We start from the raw sequence: 16,962 nt of genomic DNA, 5'->3' as shown, positions 1-16,962 counted from the left end.
ATCGCAATTGGCTAAATCGGTGATTGATCTGTTAGCTCAGTTGCGAGCTAATCCCAAACTCATTACTGCTTTCTTTCGCAAGAAGGAGGTAGGTTTCTTTACAGACTAATTCACGCATCAATAAGTTCTTTGAGGGCATGGAAACCGCCCTAAATGCCATTCAAGGCAAGATTGCTCCACCAACACAAACCGTTTTCCTAACTCAGAAAGAAGTAGCCGAAAAGCTGAAAGTTAGTACCGTTAGTGTGTGGTCATGGACTAAGGCGGGAATTCTTAAATCATATCGTATCGGTAATCAGGTACGATATATTGAGAGTGAGGTTATTGAGGCACTAACAGTTAAAGCCACTGGCAAAAAGGTAAAAGCCAATGGATAGCCCAATAATTTCGGTCTGTCGTGACCTGCAATTAAAGGCAGCTAAGCTACGGGTAGCTCCTGGCATGGCTTGCCCACTGCCTACTACCTACGATCAGCAAACGGCCCCGCCTCCCCCGGCCAACTATGCCCAACTAACAGACCGCCGTTATACTATTGAACGCGCTTTGGATGAGTTGGCCGTAGTGGAGGTTTCAGCGGACATTGAGGATTTAGCGGGTTTGCTCGGAGTGCTTGAAGCCTACCGACTCGACAACCATACACACTACTTGCACCCCGCCGTTTTCAGTGTCGATGGGTACATATTGGATGCAAAGGGTATAGGCTGGCATTTGATGAATCAAACCGGCCCGGCCCCTCTCCCGGCGCAACAATTGGCCCGGATTCGTCAGAGCCTTGAAGCCGCTTTAGGTCAGCTATTGTCTGTAATATTCCCCGATGGTCGCTAACAAAAAAGCCTACTAGGTACGTACCCGGTAGGCTTTCTACATTACTGTATGTTCAAAACTGCTGTTTGGCAGATTGAACCGCAAAGTTAGTGGCCCCGGCCAATTTCCGCCCGGTTTGGTGTGTTTTCTATCCCTCTCTGTCTACCTGACATTGGCCCCGAACTGAATACCCGTTTAAATACCGTTTAAATTCTTCACTGTTCAACGATAGGGTTATTTCCTTACCCTGTCTCAACTCGGCCCTTTTTGCGTGCTAGATGGCTTTAAATCGTTTTGTCGGAATCAAGACCCTGCCAACTGGCTAAACGCTCCGGCATTAGCTAGCGACGGGTTCACCATAACTAGCAACGGCAAGACGGGTGAAGTATCAGGCCAATCGGCTAAGTACAACGACCTGACGTTTACCGTTACGCCCTCAGTAGGTGGCCTGTCTCGGTGTATGGTATCCGGCTCATTGCACAAATACCATAATGCCAACCACAGCAACGCCAACCGCTTTACGCTGGCAGACCTGCAAGCCGCCATACTGGATTTAGAAAACAAGTTTGGCATTGATGCTAGTACGGCCACATTAGAGAATCTTGAAATAGGTGTAAACCTGCATTTGCCCTATTCACCACAGAGGGTTATTCGTGCCGCTTCTGCCTGTCGGCACCGTCCCTTTGTGCATACACAAGAACCGGACTCACGCCCCGGTATCGGCAAAGTTGCAGGGTTCTGTGAGTACGTGGTTAAGCTCTATGACAAGGGAAAGCAGACCGGCAACCCAGCCGCCAATCTGCTACGGGTGGAGATGAAATTTAAGAAGATGCGGCCCCTGCATCGGTACAACGTGCGAACGTTGGCAGACCTGACCAACCCCGCCAACGTTGGGCCACTGGTTGAGGTGCTATTATCAGCTCTGGCTGATACGATGTTTCTCGACACATCGGCTCGGCTCGACCAACTAACCGACCGGGAACAGGCAGACTTTAGGCGTTTCAGAGACTCGGACACGTGGGAGCATGAGGAAATCAAACCCTATCAGCGGCAAGACTACCGCCAACGGATAGCCCGTATCTTGAAAAAATGCAACGCCTTTGATTATGCCAGTGACCTGCAAAAGCGAGTAGCCAATGAGTGGCAAATACTGACCGATGGAGCCGCCCAACGGCCCGCCGTTACCCCCAAATCAGGAGTCAGTGAAGCACACGAAAAAGCTACGTTTTCCCCGCTTGATTGTCTTGGGGAAAACGTAGCTAGTGACACTCTGAGAAAAGAAGAAAAAGAGAAAGATATAGATAACCCGAAGGGAACGCCCGTAAGGCTTTGTGTCTCATGTGGCAAGCCACTAACTAACCAGAAAGCTTATTCTTTTTTTTGCTCGGAAAAGTACAACGGCCCAAAAGCCGCCCGGACGTGTCGCAACCGGGATTCAAACCAGCGACGCACCAAACGAAACCAGATAATGAAAGCCCAACAACGAAACCAGTTTCTACGGATCACCTACAGCGTAGATGGAGAAACCTACACGGATACCCTCCACAGTTCAGAGGTAAGCGTAAGCCGTGCTGACCTCGACAAAGTAGAGTCTATTTTTATTTTGCCCGCTTGCCTTACCGCCGATCACAGTGGCCGGGACTGTTACGCCCACTGTCGAAGTGCAACCCCGGAGAACTTAACCGGCCCCGATGCCCGCGCCCTACTGGCAGACCTGACCAGCCAGAACGCGCCGCCCGTTGAGGTTGATTTAAACGGCGTTTATATTCCATTTAAAAGCCTCGACTGTTCAGAGAACTACGCACCCCGGCCACTGTCAGCAAAAGAGACGGTTTGACCCCAAAAATGTAAGCCTAATCCAAGCTATTTGCCCGGTGTATCAAAATCGCCCTACCCGAACACGTCCCCCGCCCCCGCTGGCAATGTACCCACCTCAAAACGGCTTACTTCGGGTGTTTTTGGCCTGTTTCAATCCCTTAAAATGCCGGAATATGTGACAAAGCGGCAATTTCTACAGAGGTGGGGTACTATTTTTCGTGTATTAGTATCAACCTACCGAACTACGCTAAAAGCCGTATTGCGTACTACGCACCTACTACAGCCCTACTTTTTTGAATTGCCTTGTATTCACCTTACATTTTTCAGCCCCTAATGAAACCTACGCACAATCAAGCCATAACCTCGACAACAGAAGACACCGACCGCGCCCGCGCCTATCGGTATTATCTACACGGCTTAACCTGCAAAGAAATTGGCAAACTACTGGACCTCTCCCCCCGGACTATTGAGCGGTATAGCCAGTTAGACCGATGGAGAGAAAAGGCTAACCCGCAACCATTGGCAGACCGCGCCCGTATTCTACATCAGCAAGGGGTGTCGTATGCTGGCATTGCTAAAGCGTTGCAGATCAGCAAGGCTACCGTGTACAACTATTTACACGCGAAACTAGAACTAAGCCCCCCACCGAGCGGTTTACCACACACAAACAACTGAATCGGCATTGGACTGTATCCTCTAAGCACGTCAGTTATTTGTGTTTACTAACTGAATCGGCATTGAATTTCATATTCTCTATGTACTTCGGTTGATAAATGCACAAAAGCCACTCTAACGGGTGGCTTTTGTGCATTTATCGCGTTTGCTTGTAAACGTCTTTTCCCCATTGTCTCCACTCTTCTTATTTGCCTAATTGCGGCCCGTCTGACTCAGTTCAAAACAATGCTGTTAGTTAAAATTGATATCGTTATCGTAGTGTGTTCACTGCAATCTGATTGTATATGGATTGGCCATATAATCCTTATATATTGATTGCAAATCATCAAAATTAAACATTCTCACCTTCTTGCCAAGAAGTCTATTCATGACAGAAAAGTACAAATATGTATCGTAATTTGAAAGTGCATCCGATCTAGGTGGAAACATCGCTTTGTTATATAAGTCCGTAATAATAGCTTTAGATTCTCTGATAGAATTACTCTTTATTTTTATAGATTGTGACTTTAGAAGCTCACTCAAAGGCATCGACAAAATATTAAGATATTCCTGTTGCCTACCTTTATTATCTATCCATTCGCGTCCATACATTGTAGTAAACTGATTAGATGCTCTATATCTAATTTCAGGTGATCGAGCTAACTTAGACAGATTGTACAATGCAGCCAAATTTGCGCTTTTATCAAGCTGACTTAATTCATCTATGTATATTTCTTTGTCAATATTATCCTTTTTCAACTGTTCTATCTTGAGGTTTGCAGCAGCAGCAATGTATATTGATTTTTTAGCTTCGGCATTAGCAACAGCAGCAACAGCTCTAGCGCTATCTGAAGTTCTCTTCACTTTTGCGATAATGGTATTTGTTAACTGCTCTTTTTCATTTGATAAACGTGAAATCCCAGTTGATACAAGTATTAACCATATCCCACTGATAGCAATAAGTATCTCACAAGTCACTTTGTATCTTATGAGAATAATTTTCTTACCTATTTTATTATCAATTGCATAGGAAAAGTAAAGAACGAAACTACCCATTACCGATGAAACAATAGCAAGAATCACGCTATTCGTGGTCAAATTATCAATACGGTTACTCAATTCATCAAAATTCATATATCATTATTGATCTGTAGACTAGTCTGTAATGACACTAACTTGCAGAAATTACTTTTTGAACCGTGAGTAATTCTGTAAAGTCTGACAAAGTAACTGATGTTATTGCTAGGCCTAGTGGTCAGATGGAAGTAAAAAGGTTTTACGGACTGATACACGGTTCAATAACGAAGACACAACATTTTACGTTTTTTCATTCCTGCTACACACAAACGCATACATATAGTAACAAGACAGTACGCTTTGGACGACAAATATAATTTAGCGCAAAAGCTCTATACTTATAGAGTTTTATTGACGTATTTAACCCCAGCCTGTGTAGGGGTTTTACGGATCAACAATAAACATTTAAGCTCATATCATTTTTTAGTATTTTCAAATTTTCTCAATTCATCTTTGAATTCATTTTTCAAATTTTCAATCATCAGCTTAGTTGTTTCTGATTGACTACTGGAGAATATTAGCGGTTGAATTGACCCACCTTTATAGAATGAAGCATCAAACTCAGCTTTACTTTTTCTATATTTCTTCCAGACGCTGATTACTGAATTAAATTTTCTGTTATTCATGCCATTTTCTGAATATTTAATACAAGCCTTCTTAATATTTTCAACTAATTCCATTAATTCTTCATTTATTTTACCAAACTCATCGTAAGAGTTCTGATTCATTTCTGCCTGAGTAAACAAGGCGTTTGGGTACATTTGATATGAAATAAAGCTACTAGTTTGCCTTAAAAACAGTTTAGCACTATTAAAGCAAGCTTTAATCTCTTGTTCGTCAACTAACGTATCATTTCCATATTCATGGCAAAATATATGTCTTAGCTCAAAACTTCGCTTAATATCTGCTATTATTTTCCCACTATTATTTCTAAAGTACATATCCTCTTCAAAATCAAATGGATTCTTATCTTGAAAGCTCTTAATCCCATTCACAAAATCGCTACCAATAAGTGTCGTAATATTAGAATTAATATCATCGAAACTATTACATGGCAGTATGTGAGCTATAAATTCCCCGATAGTTATAGATTTGGAATTAATAGCATTTATTATATCGAAATCAAATTTGACGTTTTTGGATTGATTAAATTTTATTGCATTCTCATTAAAAGGTTTTCCAAAGTCGATTAATTCGGAATATACCGATCTAAAAAAAGCTTCAAAACAAGCAATAGTAGCAATGGGGATATACTTTAACAGTTCTTCATTTAGATAATTAATCTCTGTTAAGCTTACGTCCATAGCATTCTCTATCTTATCTAAGCGTATAAAATATCCATAGAAAGGGCCAAATTCTGATCTCGCTTTTAGCTCAGTTATCTCATCAATCAAATTTCTTTTCATGGAAAATTAGTCTTTTATTGATTCGTGAGTAAGTCTGTAAAGTCAGTTAAGGTAGCGTATATACACCTCTGACAATTCTAATCCTCTTGGCCATATAACGACATAGTCGCTTTATCTAATAATTCACGGGTTAGTAAGCGGCTTATTTGTAGAGGAGAATCTCTTAAAGCATTTTACACATTGGTTAATTTCATATCCCGCAACGTTTGACGCTTCCTTAATTGTATAGTGATAATTTCTTTCGTTTTCTCAATTTTAGGAAAATATATTATTTGATCTTTAGCCATAATATCTAAATTCTGTATTACCCAGTTTAACATAATTTGAAAGTTACTATCATCGCTCACAGGTATCTCTAAATTTATCAACTCCTGTTCTACTTGAAGTATTTTTAGGAAAACAGACATATCTAATTTAAAAGCGCTATAACTTTTAAATTCAAATTTTACACCAGATTCATTATTATGATACTCTTCAAATTCAATAAAATCCGGCTTGACTAAATTCAAAAAATCTTTGACAGCAGTTACATACGGTTTGAGTTCCATATTGATTACTTTATCAAATGCATACTGAAAATGATTTGCATTCCCACTCATAGAGGAGCGCAGATGTATTAGATCATTCCTGATTTCATTTATTTTCAAAATTTTATCGTATATTTTCTGGTGATTTTTTTGCAGTTCAATACCTGTTATTTGAGAGAATACTTGATTGAGCTTCTCTTTAAACAAAATCCATTTTTCCGTCAGCTCCTTACTATACTCAGTAATTTGTTTTGAGTATTTTTTTGTTCTATCGCCCTCAACCTCCTGCTTATAGATAAATCCATCGGGCATTATATAATTAAGAAACGCCTCAACCGTAGAGTGAAGAAATATTATTGTACTAATTTTTTGCTGAACATGCCAATTATAAAGATAACTGTTTATAAAACTTACAGGATTAGGGGATTCACTTCTTTGTAAAGTAATATTACGTCTTGTTGAGATCGAGGACTGATAATTAGAATAAGCTAACGAATAATACAATTGAACTGGATCAGGAAAAAGAGAGACAAAAAATTTACCATCATCGATGATTGGTATAAATGAGAACATTTCCTTTGTATCTGGGTTTATACCCACAAACATTGAGTCTTCATTTTTCTTTGCTTGCTTAATATAATCTTTTATCGAAGTTTCAGGGGGAGTAGAATTATCTACGTCCTTTTCCAAGTCAACTAATACATTATCTGCAAGTTTAAATACTCCAAAAGGTTTCACTTTTACAACAGTCTCCATAATGTATATCGCTTTTCGTTTTCTAAATTTATAATGGCATTTGTTTACAAAGTTACATAAAATATATATTTATCGAATTGGAGACGTGATTTTTGACAGTTTATGAGATTGACCTGTAACCGTATAGCCTTTCTTAGATTCTACACTTTTCGTTGAATTCCTCCCCCGTTTTCTCCCCCGCTAACAAAGCCAAAGGCCGTAACTTACTGATAAACAGTAGGCTACGGCCTTTAAGTTGTACCGGGTGCCGGACTCGAACCGGCATGTCCTTGCGAACAATGGTGTTTGAGACCATCGCGTCTACCGGTTCCGCCAACCCGGCAGGTTTGACTCAGTAGTGTTCAGTTGAACGTGGGGCAAAAGTAGTGTTTGTGGCCTGTAAAAGCAACTTATCACACTAAAATCACGTGAGGCAAGTCAACTCTGCCTGTAATGTGCTCACAGGGTGAAGCCGACTATTGCCCCTGCCACTCCTGTACGATGTTGTTCATCAAGCTTTTATCAACTACCGTATCAGTGATAAACCAGCCGGGGCATCGGGCCTATTCATTTGAGCTGTCGCGGTTAAGCGTCCGCGCTTGAATCACTTCCATATTAACCCCGGCCTGTTGGCTGCGTGCTTTTTTATTCATACCGTAAAGCGTCGATTGGATCTAGCCGGGCGGCTCGAATGGCGGGGTAAATACCGGAAAACAAGCCTACAGCTACGCAGACGACCAGCCCTAGCCCCATCCATAGCCAGGGTACGACGAACTTACCGGCCCCACTGCTAACCCCCATCGCAATCAGGTTGCCGATGGCAAGGCTCATCAGAATACCACCCAGACCACCCAGTATGCAGATGACAATCGCTTCGATCAGAAACTGTTGCCGAATCAACATTGGGGTGGCCCCCAGGGATTTCCGGATGCCTATCTCCCGGGTACGTTCCGTCACGGATACCAGCATGATGTTCATCAGGGCAATGGCTGCTCCCAGCAGCGTGATAGCACCGATGCCAAACCCACCCCAACGGAGATAACCCGTCGTTTCGGCAATATCATCCACCAGCGCGTCGGCTTTTTGTACCTCAAAAGAATCGGGTTGGCCCAATCGATCCTGTCGAATCTGGCGCATCAGGCCAATGGCTTCACCAACGGCCATGTCCTGATCGCCGATTTCAGTTACAGAAGCCGTAATGTCGAAGGTTAACTGGCGCGTTCCGGCCAGTTGCCGGGCGTTCTCGAGTGGAATCAGCAGCACCCGGTCGTCACCTCCGCCCGTGAAAGATCCTTTTTTGGCCAGTACGCCCACCACCCGGAACTGGCCGCCCAGCACCCGCACGACCTGATTGATCGGATTAATTTTTCCTTTAAACAAGGTACTGGCTAACTCAGCGCCAATCAATGCAACGTTTAATGAGTTATTGAGGTCATTGGCATTGATGGCACGACCTGTTGACAGTTTGTAGTTTTTCACCGTCAGGTATGCATCGTCGATACCGACAACCTGTACGTTGGGATTCGTTTTTGTTGAGCCGTATTTCACCTGTCCGGCACCCGTGACGCCAGCCGACAGAGCGATCGTGGCCCCGTATTTGTAGCGACGACGGAAGGAAACGGCATCATGGTAGTCTATTGGTTCATCTTTCTGGATCACCCTACCGCCAAACCGACGAACATCCTGACGAGCCATTACACTGAACGTATTGGCTCCCAGGCCTTCAAAACTACTGTTCAGAGACGCCTGTATGCCATCAATGGCGGTGAGTGTTCCCACCAGTGACGTGATACCAATAGCGATAATGAGCGCAGTAAGAATAGTACGAAGGCGATTACTCAGAATGGAGCGAATACCTTCCCGAATATTTTCAATGATGTTCATATTAGAATGAGTGACTTAATGAATGAGGAAACGAGCGAATGGATGGCTGATAAACGGATACGGTTACTAATCCTAACTTTCACTCAGGCGCGTATCCACTCATTCACTAATTATCTACGTATATTCGTTACAAAGCTACAACTTGACACCCTCGACAATCTGCCAATGAGACGCCTGCTCTTACCGTTTATCCTATTTCTGCTGACCCTGCCGGGTGTGGTGTCGTCGGCGTTAGCTTCCAGGATCCTGGTGCCGATGGATGAGGCACAGAAAAACCACCTGAAAGCCTACGGAATTGCGTATTGGGTGCTGAAGACCCACGAGACCGAGATCGACTGGCTGCTGAACTACAGAGGCGGGGCTTTCCTGCTCCCTCAGTCGGCCGCTTTCACCAACGAAATGTTGATTCGGGGGGTTACCTACGAAGTCATTTCGGACGCCGATGCGGCCAACATTCTGGCGGAGATTGCTTCACCCAACGCCAACATGGATGCCGTAAAGCTCCAGAAAGCGCCCAAAGTAGCGGTGTATTCGCCCAAGACCAAACAGCCCTGGGATGATGCCGTCACGATGGTGATGACCTACGCGGAAATTCCGTATGATGTGGTTTTTGATGAAGAAGTGCTAAACGGAAAACTCCCGGAATACGACTGGCTGCACCTTCACCATGAGGACTTTACGGGCCAATTCGGCAAGTTTTTCCATATGAAAGATCAGCCCTGGTACATTGCCCAGCGGCGCGAAGCCGAATTGATCACGCAGAAATTCGGCTACACCAAAGTGCCCCAGATGAAGCTGGCTGTGGTAAAGAAAATTCGCGATTTCGCCCTGGGTGGCGGCTATATGTTTGCCATGTGTAACGCTACCGATACGTATGACATCGCGCTGGCAGCTCAGAACACCGACATCGTCGATGCGTTCTACGATGGTGATTCATTTGACCCGCAGTGCAACAACAAGCTGGATTTTAGCCAGACTATGGCGTTCAAAGATTTTCAGGTCTATACGAATCCGTACATGATCGAATTCTCGAACATCGACAATCAGCCCGAAGAACGCGGCCTGAGCGAGCATAACGATTACTTCACCCTCTTCCAGTTTTCCGCCAAGTGGAACCCGATTCCAACCATGCTGACGCAGAACCATCAGGCTACGATCAAGGGATTTATGGGCCAGACAACCGCCTTTAAAAAAGCATACATCAAACCGCAGGTCGACATTCTGGCAGAAAACCGGTCGGTTGGCGAAGCGCGTTACATTCACGCGCCCTACGGCAAAGGCTTTTTCACGTTCTACGGTGGGCACGACCCTGAAGATTACCGGCACGAAATCGGCGAAGAACCCACTGACCTGAACCTACACCCTAATTCGGCCGGCTACCGACTCATTCTGAACAATATTCTTTTTCCGGCGGCCAAGAAAAAGAAGCAAAAAACCTAGCCAGGTACGTTACCAGATCGGACTAAAACGGATGAGAAAGCCAGGATTGGCCTTCTCATCCGTTTTTTCAGGCCGCATAAACCTATGCTCGTCATCAAATGGTGCCTGGCTACCAACCAGGCTGAGCGTTGAACGAACCTGACAGACACAAAACCCGTTTCTTCGGCATGAGCGTCACCGACAATAAATTTCGACTGTGGTTCAAGCGCCTCGGCTGGGCAGGTTTTTTCTTCTTTCTGATCAAAGGCCTGCTGTGGCTACTCATTCCGTACCTTATGGCGAAGGGCTTTTGGTCGAAATAGCCGTTTACGTTATGCAGGTGCAGGTACGTTCCCGTCTGGAACCCAGCTACCAATTCGTTAAAAATCATCGACCATTTATCCAATTTTCCTGTGCGGAAAGGACGTTTTTTGCATCTTTGAGGTATTGCTTCTCAGGCAGATACCACTGATACCACTATGCAATCGGCTCTCTCCCCCTCCGCTTCTCCCTTCTCCGTTTCTGATTCGTCCAGCACCGACTGGCGACTGGGTTTACCGACCTATTCTTACGCTGTCGTTTTCGCCTCCTTCTGTATTATCATGGGCCTGCTCTGGGACATCATGTGGCACATGAGCATCGGGCGGGACGGGCTGTTTTCGGCACCGCACGTCGTTATGTATGTCGGCGCGCTGGTATCAGGCCTGTTTTCTGGTTATCAGATCCTCGCCATTACCCTTCAGAAAAATCATCCCGACCGCGCCAAGTCGGTTAAATTCTGGGGTGTTTTTTACGGGTCACTCGGTGCGATGTATTGCGTCTGGGGTGCGCTGGCCATGCTTACCTCCGCCCCGTTCGATGACTGGTGGCATAACACGTTTGGCCTCGATGTCCAGATTCTAACGCCTCCCCACACCATTCTGTTGGTCGGGATGATGATGGTACAGTTTGGCGCCATCGTAGCGGTGTTGTCGCTACAGAACCAGACAGCAGTGGCATCAAACCCACGGCAGGCGGCTCGAATCCGGCTGTTGTTTATTCTGTCGGGGGCTTTCTTTCTCAGCGTGCTGTTCGTTCTGCTCTCGGAGAGTATGGGGCCGAATGCATCGCATAATTCCTCGTTCTACGTTACCGCAGCCATCGCTTTTCCGTTTCTCCTGATGGCGCTGGGGCGGGCGGGGGCCGGCAGGGCGTCTACCCGGTATCCGGTCACGGCGGTTACGGCAGTTTATATGCTGGCCATTGCTGCCCCAAGCTGGATTCTTCCTCTGTTCCCGGCCGTTCCAAAACTTGGGCCGGTCGCCAATCCGATCACACATTACCAGGCCTTCAACTTTCCGCTTCTACTGGTTGTGCCCGGTTTCGTGCTCGATCTGATCCTGACTAAATTTTCGGCTGGGCGGGCCAGTAAACCGCTCAACGACTGGCTGCTGGCGGCACTGGCAGGTACGTTATTCATGCTGGTCTTTCTGGCTGTTCAATGGCCCTTCGGCGGCTTTTTGCAGGAGTCGGTTTATGCCCGTAACTGGTTCTTTATGAGCGACTCGTGGCCGTATGGGGCCGACCCAACCTGGGAATATCGGTTCAAGTTCGCCCCCTGGTACACCCAATCGGCTGTTCAGTTTGCGCTGGGTTTCGGCAAGGCCGTTTTGATTGCCATTGTCTCGGCCCGCATTGGTCTGTATTGGGGTAATTGGATGCGCCGTATTGTTCGGTAAGTCCGCCCGTCAAGACCATTACATCTCCTTCCATCGCCCAGTCTTTTATCACCTTTCATGAAACGTCTTTCCGCTCTTTTCGCCTGCTTTTTGCTGATCGTTTATCCGTTTATTGCTACTGCCCACATCGGCAGCGCAGGCGTGATTGTTCAGAAGCAGGTTGGTAAGTATCAGCTGCTGGTCAGTATTCAACCGCCCGATGTGGTCCCGGGTACAGCCCAGGTTACGGTTTTCGTCGAAAAAGGAAATCCTGTCAGTATTCAGGGACGGCCAGTCTATTTCTTTGAGGGCGATGAAGGGGCGCCCGAAGCCGACCCGCTCACGTCAGCAGGCAACAACCGTTTCGACGGGTCGATCTGGCTTATGGAGTCGGGGTCGACGAGTATTCAATTGACCCTGAATGGGCCCGACGGCAACGAGACGGTGGTCGTGCCCGTGCTGGCTACCTCAACAGCAACGCGCGACATGCCCGCCGGCACAGGTGCCGGCCTCGCTGTGATGGGTCTGCTGCTGCTCATTATGCTGATCACGATCATTGGGGCCAGCAATGCCGATGGCGTATTGGTAGCAGGCGCTGAAAAAGGCAACTCGTTCCAGCGACGGCGACTGGTCGGCATGGCGGTGGGTGGGGCGGTGCTGGTCCTGGTGCTAACGGGCGGCCGGATGTGGTGGAACAGCTGGGCCGACGAATACCGTACCTATCAACTCTACAAGGCACCGCCACTTATCAGCTCGGCCCGCCCGGTAAATGGGCAGGTAGTCTTGACCATGCAGCCCGACACCACCGGCTTTGCCAACAACCGTCGGCGGCGACGCGACTTTAACCTGATGGTGCTTGATCATGGCAAACTGATGCATACGTTTCTGGTCAGGATTCCGGGGATGGATGCCTTTGCGCACCTCCACCCTACCCGGCGCGATTCACTTCATTTTGACACGAAACTCCCCAATTTGCCCGGTGGCCAGTATCTGTTATTTACCGATGTCGTCTACCGTTCCGGTTATGCCGAAACGCTCACCGACACGGTCAATATCCCGTCGGTTAAAGTATCCCCAGCGGTGGCAGCGGCCCGTACCGTGGACCCGGACGATAGCTATCTGCTGGCCCAGCCGATCGGTAGTAAACAGACCGATGCAGGTACGTTGACGCTTGACAGCGACATGGCGGCTTGCGGTAAACCGGCCGCGAGCACCCGCCTTGCCGACGGATCAACGATGATCTGGACAGACAAACCGTCGCCTGTGCTTGACGCGGGCCAACTCTACTCGCTGAAATTTGCGGTGGCTGATCCGGCGGGGAAAGCAACGAAGCTGGAACCCTATCTGGGTATGAGCGGACACGCGGCCATTCTTCGCTCCGACGGTTCGGTGTATATCCATCTGCATCCAGTAGGTACGTATTCAATGGCGTCGGAGGAAATGCTGGTGAAGCGTATTGCCGATACGGCGCGGACGGTACCTCAACTGAATAGCGCCCGTTTTCGCGACAGCGTCGACACGTACCTGGCTTCCAGCAAGGGCCAGTCAGTTCCGGTTCAGTACGCCGGGATGTCGGGAATGAATCATGCGCAAACTACCAACAATATGGTGGCATTTCCCTATGCTTTTCCGAAGGCAGGTACCTACCGCATATGGGTACAGGTAAAACGAAACGGACAGGTACTTACCGGAGCTTTCGATACGCAGGTACGTTGACCAATGAGCGATGGCTGACGCCCGACGCCCTTGGCTGGGTGTCCCTAAGCACCGTTGCTGACTGGTCATAGATACCGGTCAAAGTGCCAGGATAGAAAACTCGACCCGGCGGTTCACTTTCCGGTCCTCGTCTGTGCCTTTGGTCAGAATGGGTCGGGTGTCCCCGTAGCCTATTGTCTCGATTCGGACCACATCGATACCTTTTCTGACCAGATAGCTCTGGCAGGCCAGCACTCGGTCGCGGGACAACTGCAGGTTAGCCGCTTTATCGCCAACGATATCCGTGTGGCCTTCCAGCCTGATGCGCATCTGTGGGTTGTCATCCATCATCGTCACCAGCTTATCCAGTTCGGCAAACGAAGCGGGCAACAGGTCGGCTTTCGACATGGCGAAATAGATATTCTGCAAGGTGATTTTGGTACCCACAGACAGTGGTTTCAGCACGATATGCCTGGTGATCTTCTGGTTGTTGGTGGCCTTGGTCAGGTCCAGTGTGCCACTGGTGGGCAAATACCCTTTAGCCGACGCAACGTAGGTATATACCTGACCCCGGTTCAAATACATGCGGTACAGCCCATCGGCCGAAAAGCTCTGCACCGAATCAAGGGGCGTGCTTTTGTTCGACAGCTGGTAATCGATGGTGGCTGTAACCGGCTTATTCGTCAGTGAACTGCTCACAATACCTGACACAAAAACCAGCTGAACGGCCGGTGGCTCTGTCGGCTTCGGAGTGGTCGGCGCCGGGGCCGGCATCGGGGTTTCGCCAGGTAGTCGACTGGGATTACCTGGCATGGGGGCTGGTTGAGTCTGCACCGGGGGCGTCATAACCGGATCGGCCGGGTTGCGAACGTACAGGTTGTAGATATTCCAGCAGACCAGGTGATCATAATCGTTACATTCGAATAAATCGAAATGCTCAAGCCCTTTGTCCAATGGCTCGAAATAGACGGCGAACGAATACTGCTGACCTGCGTATGTGTTCAGTTGCGCTGGCCTGATCGGAATATTGTCGGCTTTAATAAATTTAAATACGCGTGCCCCGTTAGCGGCCACTAGCTGCCCTCGCGAGTCAAACGCGATAAAGCCATTCGGTACTACCCTTCCTGTATTATCAACCTGTCGTTGCCCTTTCTGCGTGTAAGTCAGATACAGAATCGTGTAGTTGCGCGTTAATTGTATGTTGTCGACATGAACGAGCGGATCGGCTGATGTAGACGGCCCCATGGGCGACGACTGTCCGTAGGTATCATCCCCAGTTCCATTGGTGCCGCGCCCATCCGTAGAACCACCAGTTGACCCTCCCCCTCCGGTCCGGGGAAAGGGATCCATACAACTGGTCAGCGATAGCGTCAGGCCAACGAGCAGCAGTAATCGAGTAAACATCGTAGTCAGTGCGTTACGGTTGATTGACCAGAAAAGTACAACTTATCCGGTCAATCCAGAAGCAGATCAACGATTTTTACTCGATTATTTCTACGCAATCAAACCAGGTAACATGGGTTGTGAACTTACTTAATCCGCCGTTTTGTGTCGGGAATCGGCACCCTGTTTTCAGGCTGAACCGACCACCCAGGCAGCTTTTCAGCCAGTTGGGCGGCGGCGCTTTCTTCCACGTCAACCAACAATGCCCGGCGGCTTTTGTCAAGAATAGTCGCCTGGTTGCCAATCAGTTCGAGCTCATCGGCAGTGGGTCCCTCCGGGTGGGTTGCGTGCAGCACGTACCTGGCCATCTGCTTAACGGAAAAGTTGCCCTGTACCTTCGAACGTAGCACCGAATCCCATGCTTTTCACCTTCGTTTGCAGGAATGTGATCATTGCCTGGGTCCGGGCGGCGGTTCGCGGCATAGCCAGTATATTGGGTTGAGTGGCCAGCAAACGGGCAGCTACACCCGTTGCCAGCGGACAGGCCATCGAGGTACCACTCAGGGGGGCATAGCCTCCCGGTACCGACGAGATAATACCCACACCCGGCGCGATAAAGTCTACTTCCGGGCCAATGTTGGAAAAGCCCGCCACAAAGTTCTTTTTGTCGGTGCCGAATGGTGCCACGGCATAGGGTGCATCGGTGGTGTTGGCCGGCACCGTGCCTTTGCGCCCCATTGCCCCCACAGCCAATGAGAGCGAAAAAGAAGCCGGAAAGCTAACCGGTGAGCGGTCGTCGTTCCCTGTTGCCACAAAACAGATCGTGCCATTATCACGCGCAAAAGTGATGGCATCCTTGGTCGCATCATCGGGTGTACCACCACCGAGGCTCATGTTGATCAGGTCACAGCCGTCAGCGACGGCCTGTTCGATGGCTTTTACAATGGCAAAATTAGAAGCGCCCTCCGCGTTCTTACCAAATACCCGGTAAGCCCTGAGCTCGGCGCCGGGCGCTGCCCCCCGCACACCGGTTGGCGACGTACCCCGTGCGGCTACGATGCCGGATACATGCGTGCCATGTTCATCTACATCGGCAAAGTCAGCAGGATCTTCGCCTGTAACGGTACAGCGTCCTCCCGCAATGACCAGATCAGGGTGTGGGCCGGCGCCCGTATCAATCACCCCCACCCTTATACCAGTACCGGCCATCAGGTCGGTCTGCGCCGACGGGTAGAAAAACTGTTTGGCATCGGTATAATCGAGTTTTAACGGTTGCAGTTGCAATACCTGGTCGTTGGTTAGCGTCAGATTTTTCCGCCACAAGCTCCAGTAGCCATGTTGCGGATACCCGAACAATTGCTCGATGCGCTGGCCGCCAATAGTCTTGAACGATACGACCCCCTGCGCATTCGATGTGCCCTGTTCCCCCTGTCGCTGCTCAAAATTGGTAAACGCCACCACCGTAACGCCTGCCACCGGTTTACCTGTCTTGGCTTCCGTGAGTTTGATCCGCACGCCAATTTTAGGTTGTCCCTGCATGGTCCGAAAGGGCTGTCGGATGGCTTCGCGTTGCCATTGGCGATAGTAGAAGACCTCCGGTACGATCCGGACGCCGGGCAGTTGGGCACGTACCTGTGGCAGATCATCATCAGCCAGTTGTACCAGCTTCACCCCATTTTGCCCGGTGGTGTCAACCACGACACCGCCCGTTGGTCTTTCGCGGTCGAACACCTGCCCCAACTGCACGTCTACGGTCAGTCTGTTGAAGAGGGATTCTGGGTTTGTATCGGGGCTATCGGTCAACCGAATGCCAGTTGGGGGTAAGATCAGGTAATTGCGCACAATAGGGCTTGCCATAAGTTT

General features: G+C 48.3%; 15 protein-coding genes and 1 tRNA gene. 8 read left to right on the top strand and 8 right to left on the bottom strand.

Annotated features, from left to right (window positions below; all coding sequences use genetic code 11):
• Positions 1-137 precede the first annotated feature (137 nt).
• From ACAW75_RS16260 to ACAW75_RS16245, 4 genes are all read left to right on the top strand, one after another.
• The gene (locus ACAW75_RS16260; RefSeq protein ID WP_370729789.1) at positions 138-377 is read left to right on the top strand and encodes a helix-turn-helix domain-containing protein; all 240 of its coding nucleotides are present in this window, start codon (positions 138-140) and stop codon (positions 375-377) included.
• Positions 370-825: a hypothetical protein gene (locus ACAW75_RS16255; protein ID WP_370729788.1), complete on the top strand. Its 456-nt coding sequence runs from the start codon at positions 370-372 to the stop codon at positions 823-825. Before ACAW75_RS16260 ends, ACAW75_RS16255 begins: the two co-directional genes overlap by 8 nt.
• A gap of 250 nt (positions 826-1,075) precedes the next feature.
• Positions 1,076-2,641: a hypothetical protein gene (locus ACAW75_RS16250; RefSeq protein WP_370729787.1), complete on the top strand. Its 1,566-nt coding sequence runs from the start codon at positions 1,076-1,078 to the stop codon at positions 2,639-2,641.
• 314 nt (positions 2,642-2,955) lie between these two features.
• The gene (locus ACAW75_RS16245) at positions 2,956-3,297 is read left to right on the top strand and encodes a helix-turn-helix domain-containing protein (RefSeq protein ID WP_370729786.1); all 342 of its coding nucleotides are present in this window, start codon (positions 2,956-2,958) and stop codon (positions 3,295-3,297) included.
• Between the two features lie 264 nt (positions 3,298-3,561).
• Here ACAW75_RS16245 and ACAW75_RS16240 read toward each other — a convergent pair whose 3' ends face one another.
• From ACAW75_RS16240 to ACAW75_RS16220, 5 genes are all read right to left on the bottom strand, one after another.
• The gene (locus tag ACAW75_RS16240) at positions 3,562-4,410 is read right to left on the bottom strand and encodes a hypothetical protein (RefSeq protein ID WP_370729785.1); all 849 of its coding nucleotides are present in this window, start codon (positions 4,408-4,410) and stop codon (positions 3,562-3,564) included.
• A 359-nt stretch (positions 4,411-4,769) separates the two neighbouring features.
• Positions 4,770-5,759 carry a lysozyme inhibitor LprI family protein gene (locus ACAW75_RS16235; protein ID WP_370729784.1) on the bottom strand — a complete coding sequence of 330 codons (990 nt, stop codon included), beginning with the start codon at positions 5,757-5,759 and terminating at the stop codon, positions 4,770-4,772.
• Positions 5,760-5,932: 173 nt separating this feature from the next.
• Positions 5,933-7,042 (bottom strand): hypothetical protein, encoded by a 1,110-nt coding sequence (locus ACAW75_RS16230; RefSeq protein WP_370729783.1) that lies wholly within the window; start codon positions 7,040-7,042, stop codon positions 5,933-5,935.
• A gap of 238 nt (positions 7,043-7,280) precedes the next feature.
• A tRNA-Leu gene (locus ACAW75_RS16225) sits at positions 7,281-7,364 on the bottom strand.
• A 302-nt stretch (positions 7,365-7,666) separates the two neighbouring features.
• Complete coding sequence (locus ACAW75_RS16220; RefSeq protein WP_370729782.1) at positions 7,667-8,905, bottom strand: ABC transporter permease; 1,239 nt, start codon at positions 8,903-8,905, stop codon at positions 7,667-7,669.
• A 165-nt stretch (positions 8,906-9,070) separates the two neighbouring features.
• On the opposite strand from ACAW75_RS16220, the gene ACAW75_RS16215 reads away from it, so the two are divergent.
• The 4 genes from ACAW75_RS16215 (at position 9,071) to ACAW75_RS16200 (ending at position 13,737) form a co-directional block, all read left to right on the top strand.
• Complete coding sequence (locus ACAW75_RS16215; RefSeq protein ID WP_370729781.1) at positions 9,071-10,345, top strand: asparagine synthetase B; 1,275 nt, start codon at positions 9,071-9,073, stop codon at positions 10,343-10,345.
• 128 nt (positions 10,346-10,473) lie between these two features.
• The gene (locus ACAW75_RS16210) at positions 10,474-10,647 is read left to right on the top strand and encodes a hypothetical protein (RefSeq protein ID WP_370729780.1); all 174 of its coding nucleotides are present in this window, start codon (positions 10,474-10,476) and stop codon (positions 10,645-10,647) included.
• Positions 10,648-10,803: 156 nt separating this feature from the next.
• A complete protein-coding gene (locus tag ACAW75_RS16205; RefSeq protein ID WP_370729779.1) occupies positions 10,804-12,042 on the top strand; it encodes a hypothetical protein in 1,239 nt (412 codons plus the stop codon).
• Between the two features lie 57 nt (positions 12,043-12,099).
• Entirely contained in the window at positions 12,100-13,737 is a 1,638-nt protein-coding gene (locus ACAW75_RS16200; RefSeq protein ID WP_370729778.1) for a DUF8832 domain-containing protein, read from the top strand.
• 78 nt (positions 13,738-13,815) lie between these two features.
• Here the strand turns inward: ACAW75_RS16200 and ACAW75_RS16195 are convergent, their stop codons facing one another.
• The 3 genes from ACAW75_RS16195 to ACAW75_RS16185 form a co-directional block, all read right to left on the bottom strand.
• Positions 13,816-15,120 carry an OmpA family protein gene (locus ACAW75_RS16195; protein WP_370729777.1) on the bottom strand — a complete coding sequence of 435 codons (1,305 nt, stop codon included), beginning with the start codon at positions 15,118-15,120 and terminating at the stop codon, positions 13,816-13,818.
• 125 nt (positions 15,121-15,245) lie between these two features.
• On the bottom strand, positions 15,246-15,467 hold the full coding sequence (locus ACAW75_RS16190; RefSeq protein WP_370729776.1) for a hypothetical protein: 222 nt from the start codon (positions 15,465-15,467) through the stop codon (positions 15,246-15,248).
• Between the two features lie 4 nt (positions 15,468-15,471).
• Positions 15,472-16,956 carry a S8 family serine peptidase gene (locus ACAW75_RS16185; RefSeq protein ID WP_370729775.1) on the bottom strand — a complete coding sequence of 495 codons (1,485 nt, stop codon included), beginning with the start codon at positions 16,954-16,956 and terminating at the stop codon, positions 15,472-15,474.
• Between the last annotated feature and the right edge of the window lie 6 nt (positions 16,957-16,962).

Source organism: Fibrella arboris, from assembly GCF_041321095.1.
Taxonomy (GTDB): domain Bacteria; phylum Bacteroidota; class Bacteroidia; order Cytophagales; family Spirosomataceae; genus Fibrella; species Fibrella arboris.
The sequence above is the reverse complement of the archived record's forward strand: the minus strand, read 5'-3'. Positions and strand labels throughout refer to the sequence as shown.

Coding starts and splice junctions, on each gene's coding strand:
- ACAW75_RS16260 (WP_370729789.1), top strand. CDS start 138: ATGGAAACCGCCCTAAATGCCATTCAAGGCAAGATTGCTCCACCAACA.
- ACAW75_RS16255 (WP_370729788.1), top strand. CDS start 370: ATGGATAGCCCAATAATTTCGGTCTGTCGTGACCTGCAATTAAAGGCA.
- ACAW75_RS16245 (WP_370729786.1), top strand. CDS start 2,956: ATGAAACCTACGCACAATCAAGCCATAACCTCGACAACAGAAGACACC.
- ACAW75_RS16240 (WP_370729785.1), bottom strand. CDS start 4,410: ATGAATTTTGATGAATTGAGTAACCGTATTGATAATTTGACCACGAAT.
- ACAW75_RS16235 (WP_370729784.1), bottom strand. CDS start 5,759: ATGAAAAGAAATTTGATTGATGAGATAACTGAGCTAAAAGCGAGATCA.
- ACAW75_RS16230 (WP_370729783.1), bottom strand. CDS start 7,042: ATGGAGACTGTTGTAAAAGTGAAACCTTTTGGAGTATTTAAACTTGCA.
- ACAW75_RS16220 (WP_370729782.1), bottom strand. CDS start 8,905: ATGAACATCATTGAAAATATTCGGGAAGGTATTCGCTCCATTCTGAGT.
- ACAW75_RS16215 (WP_370729781.1), top strand. CDS start 9,071: ATGAGACGCCTGCTCTTACCGTTTATCCTATTTCTGCTGACCCTGCCG.
- ACAW75_RS16205 (WP_370729779.1), top strand. CDS start 10,804: ATGCAATCGGCTCTCTCCCCCTCCGCTTCTCCCTTCTCCGTTTCTGAT.
- ACAW75_RS16200 (WP_370729778.1), top strand. CDS start 12,100: ATGAAACGTCTTTCCGCTCTTTTCGCCTGCTTTTTGCTGATCGTTTAT.
- ACAW75_RS16195 (WP_370729777.1), bottom strand. CDS start 15,120: ATGTTTACTCGATTACTGCTGCTCGTTGGCCTGACGCTATCGCTGACC.
- ACAW75_RS16190 (WP_370729776.1), bottom strand. CDS start 15,467: ATGGCCAGGTACGTGCTGCACGCAACCCACCCGGAGGGACCCACTGCC.
- ACAW75_RS16185 (WP_370729775.1), bottom strand. CDS start 16,956: ATGGCAAGCCCTATTGTGCGCAATTACCTGATCTTACCCCCAACTGGC.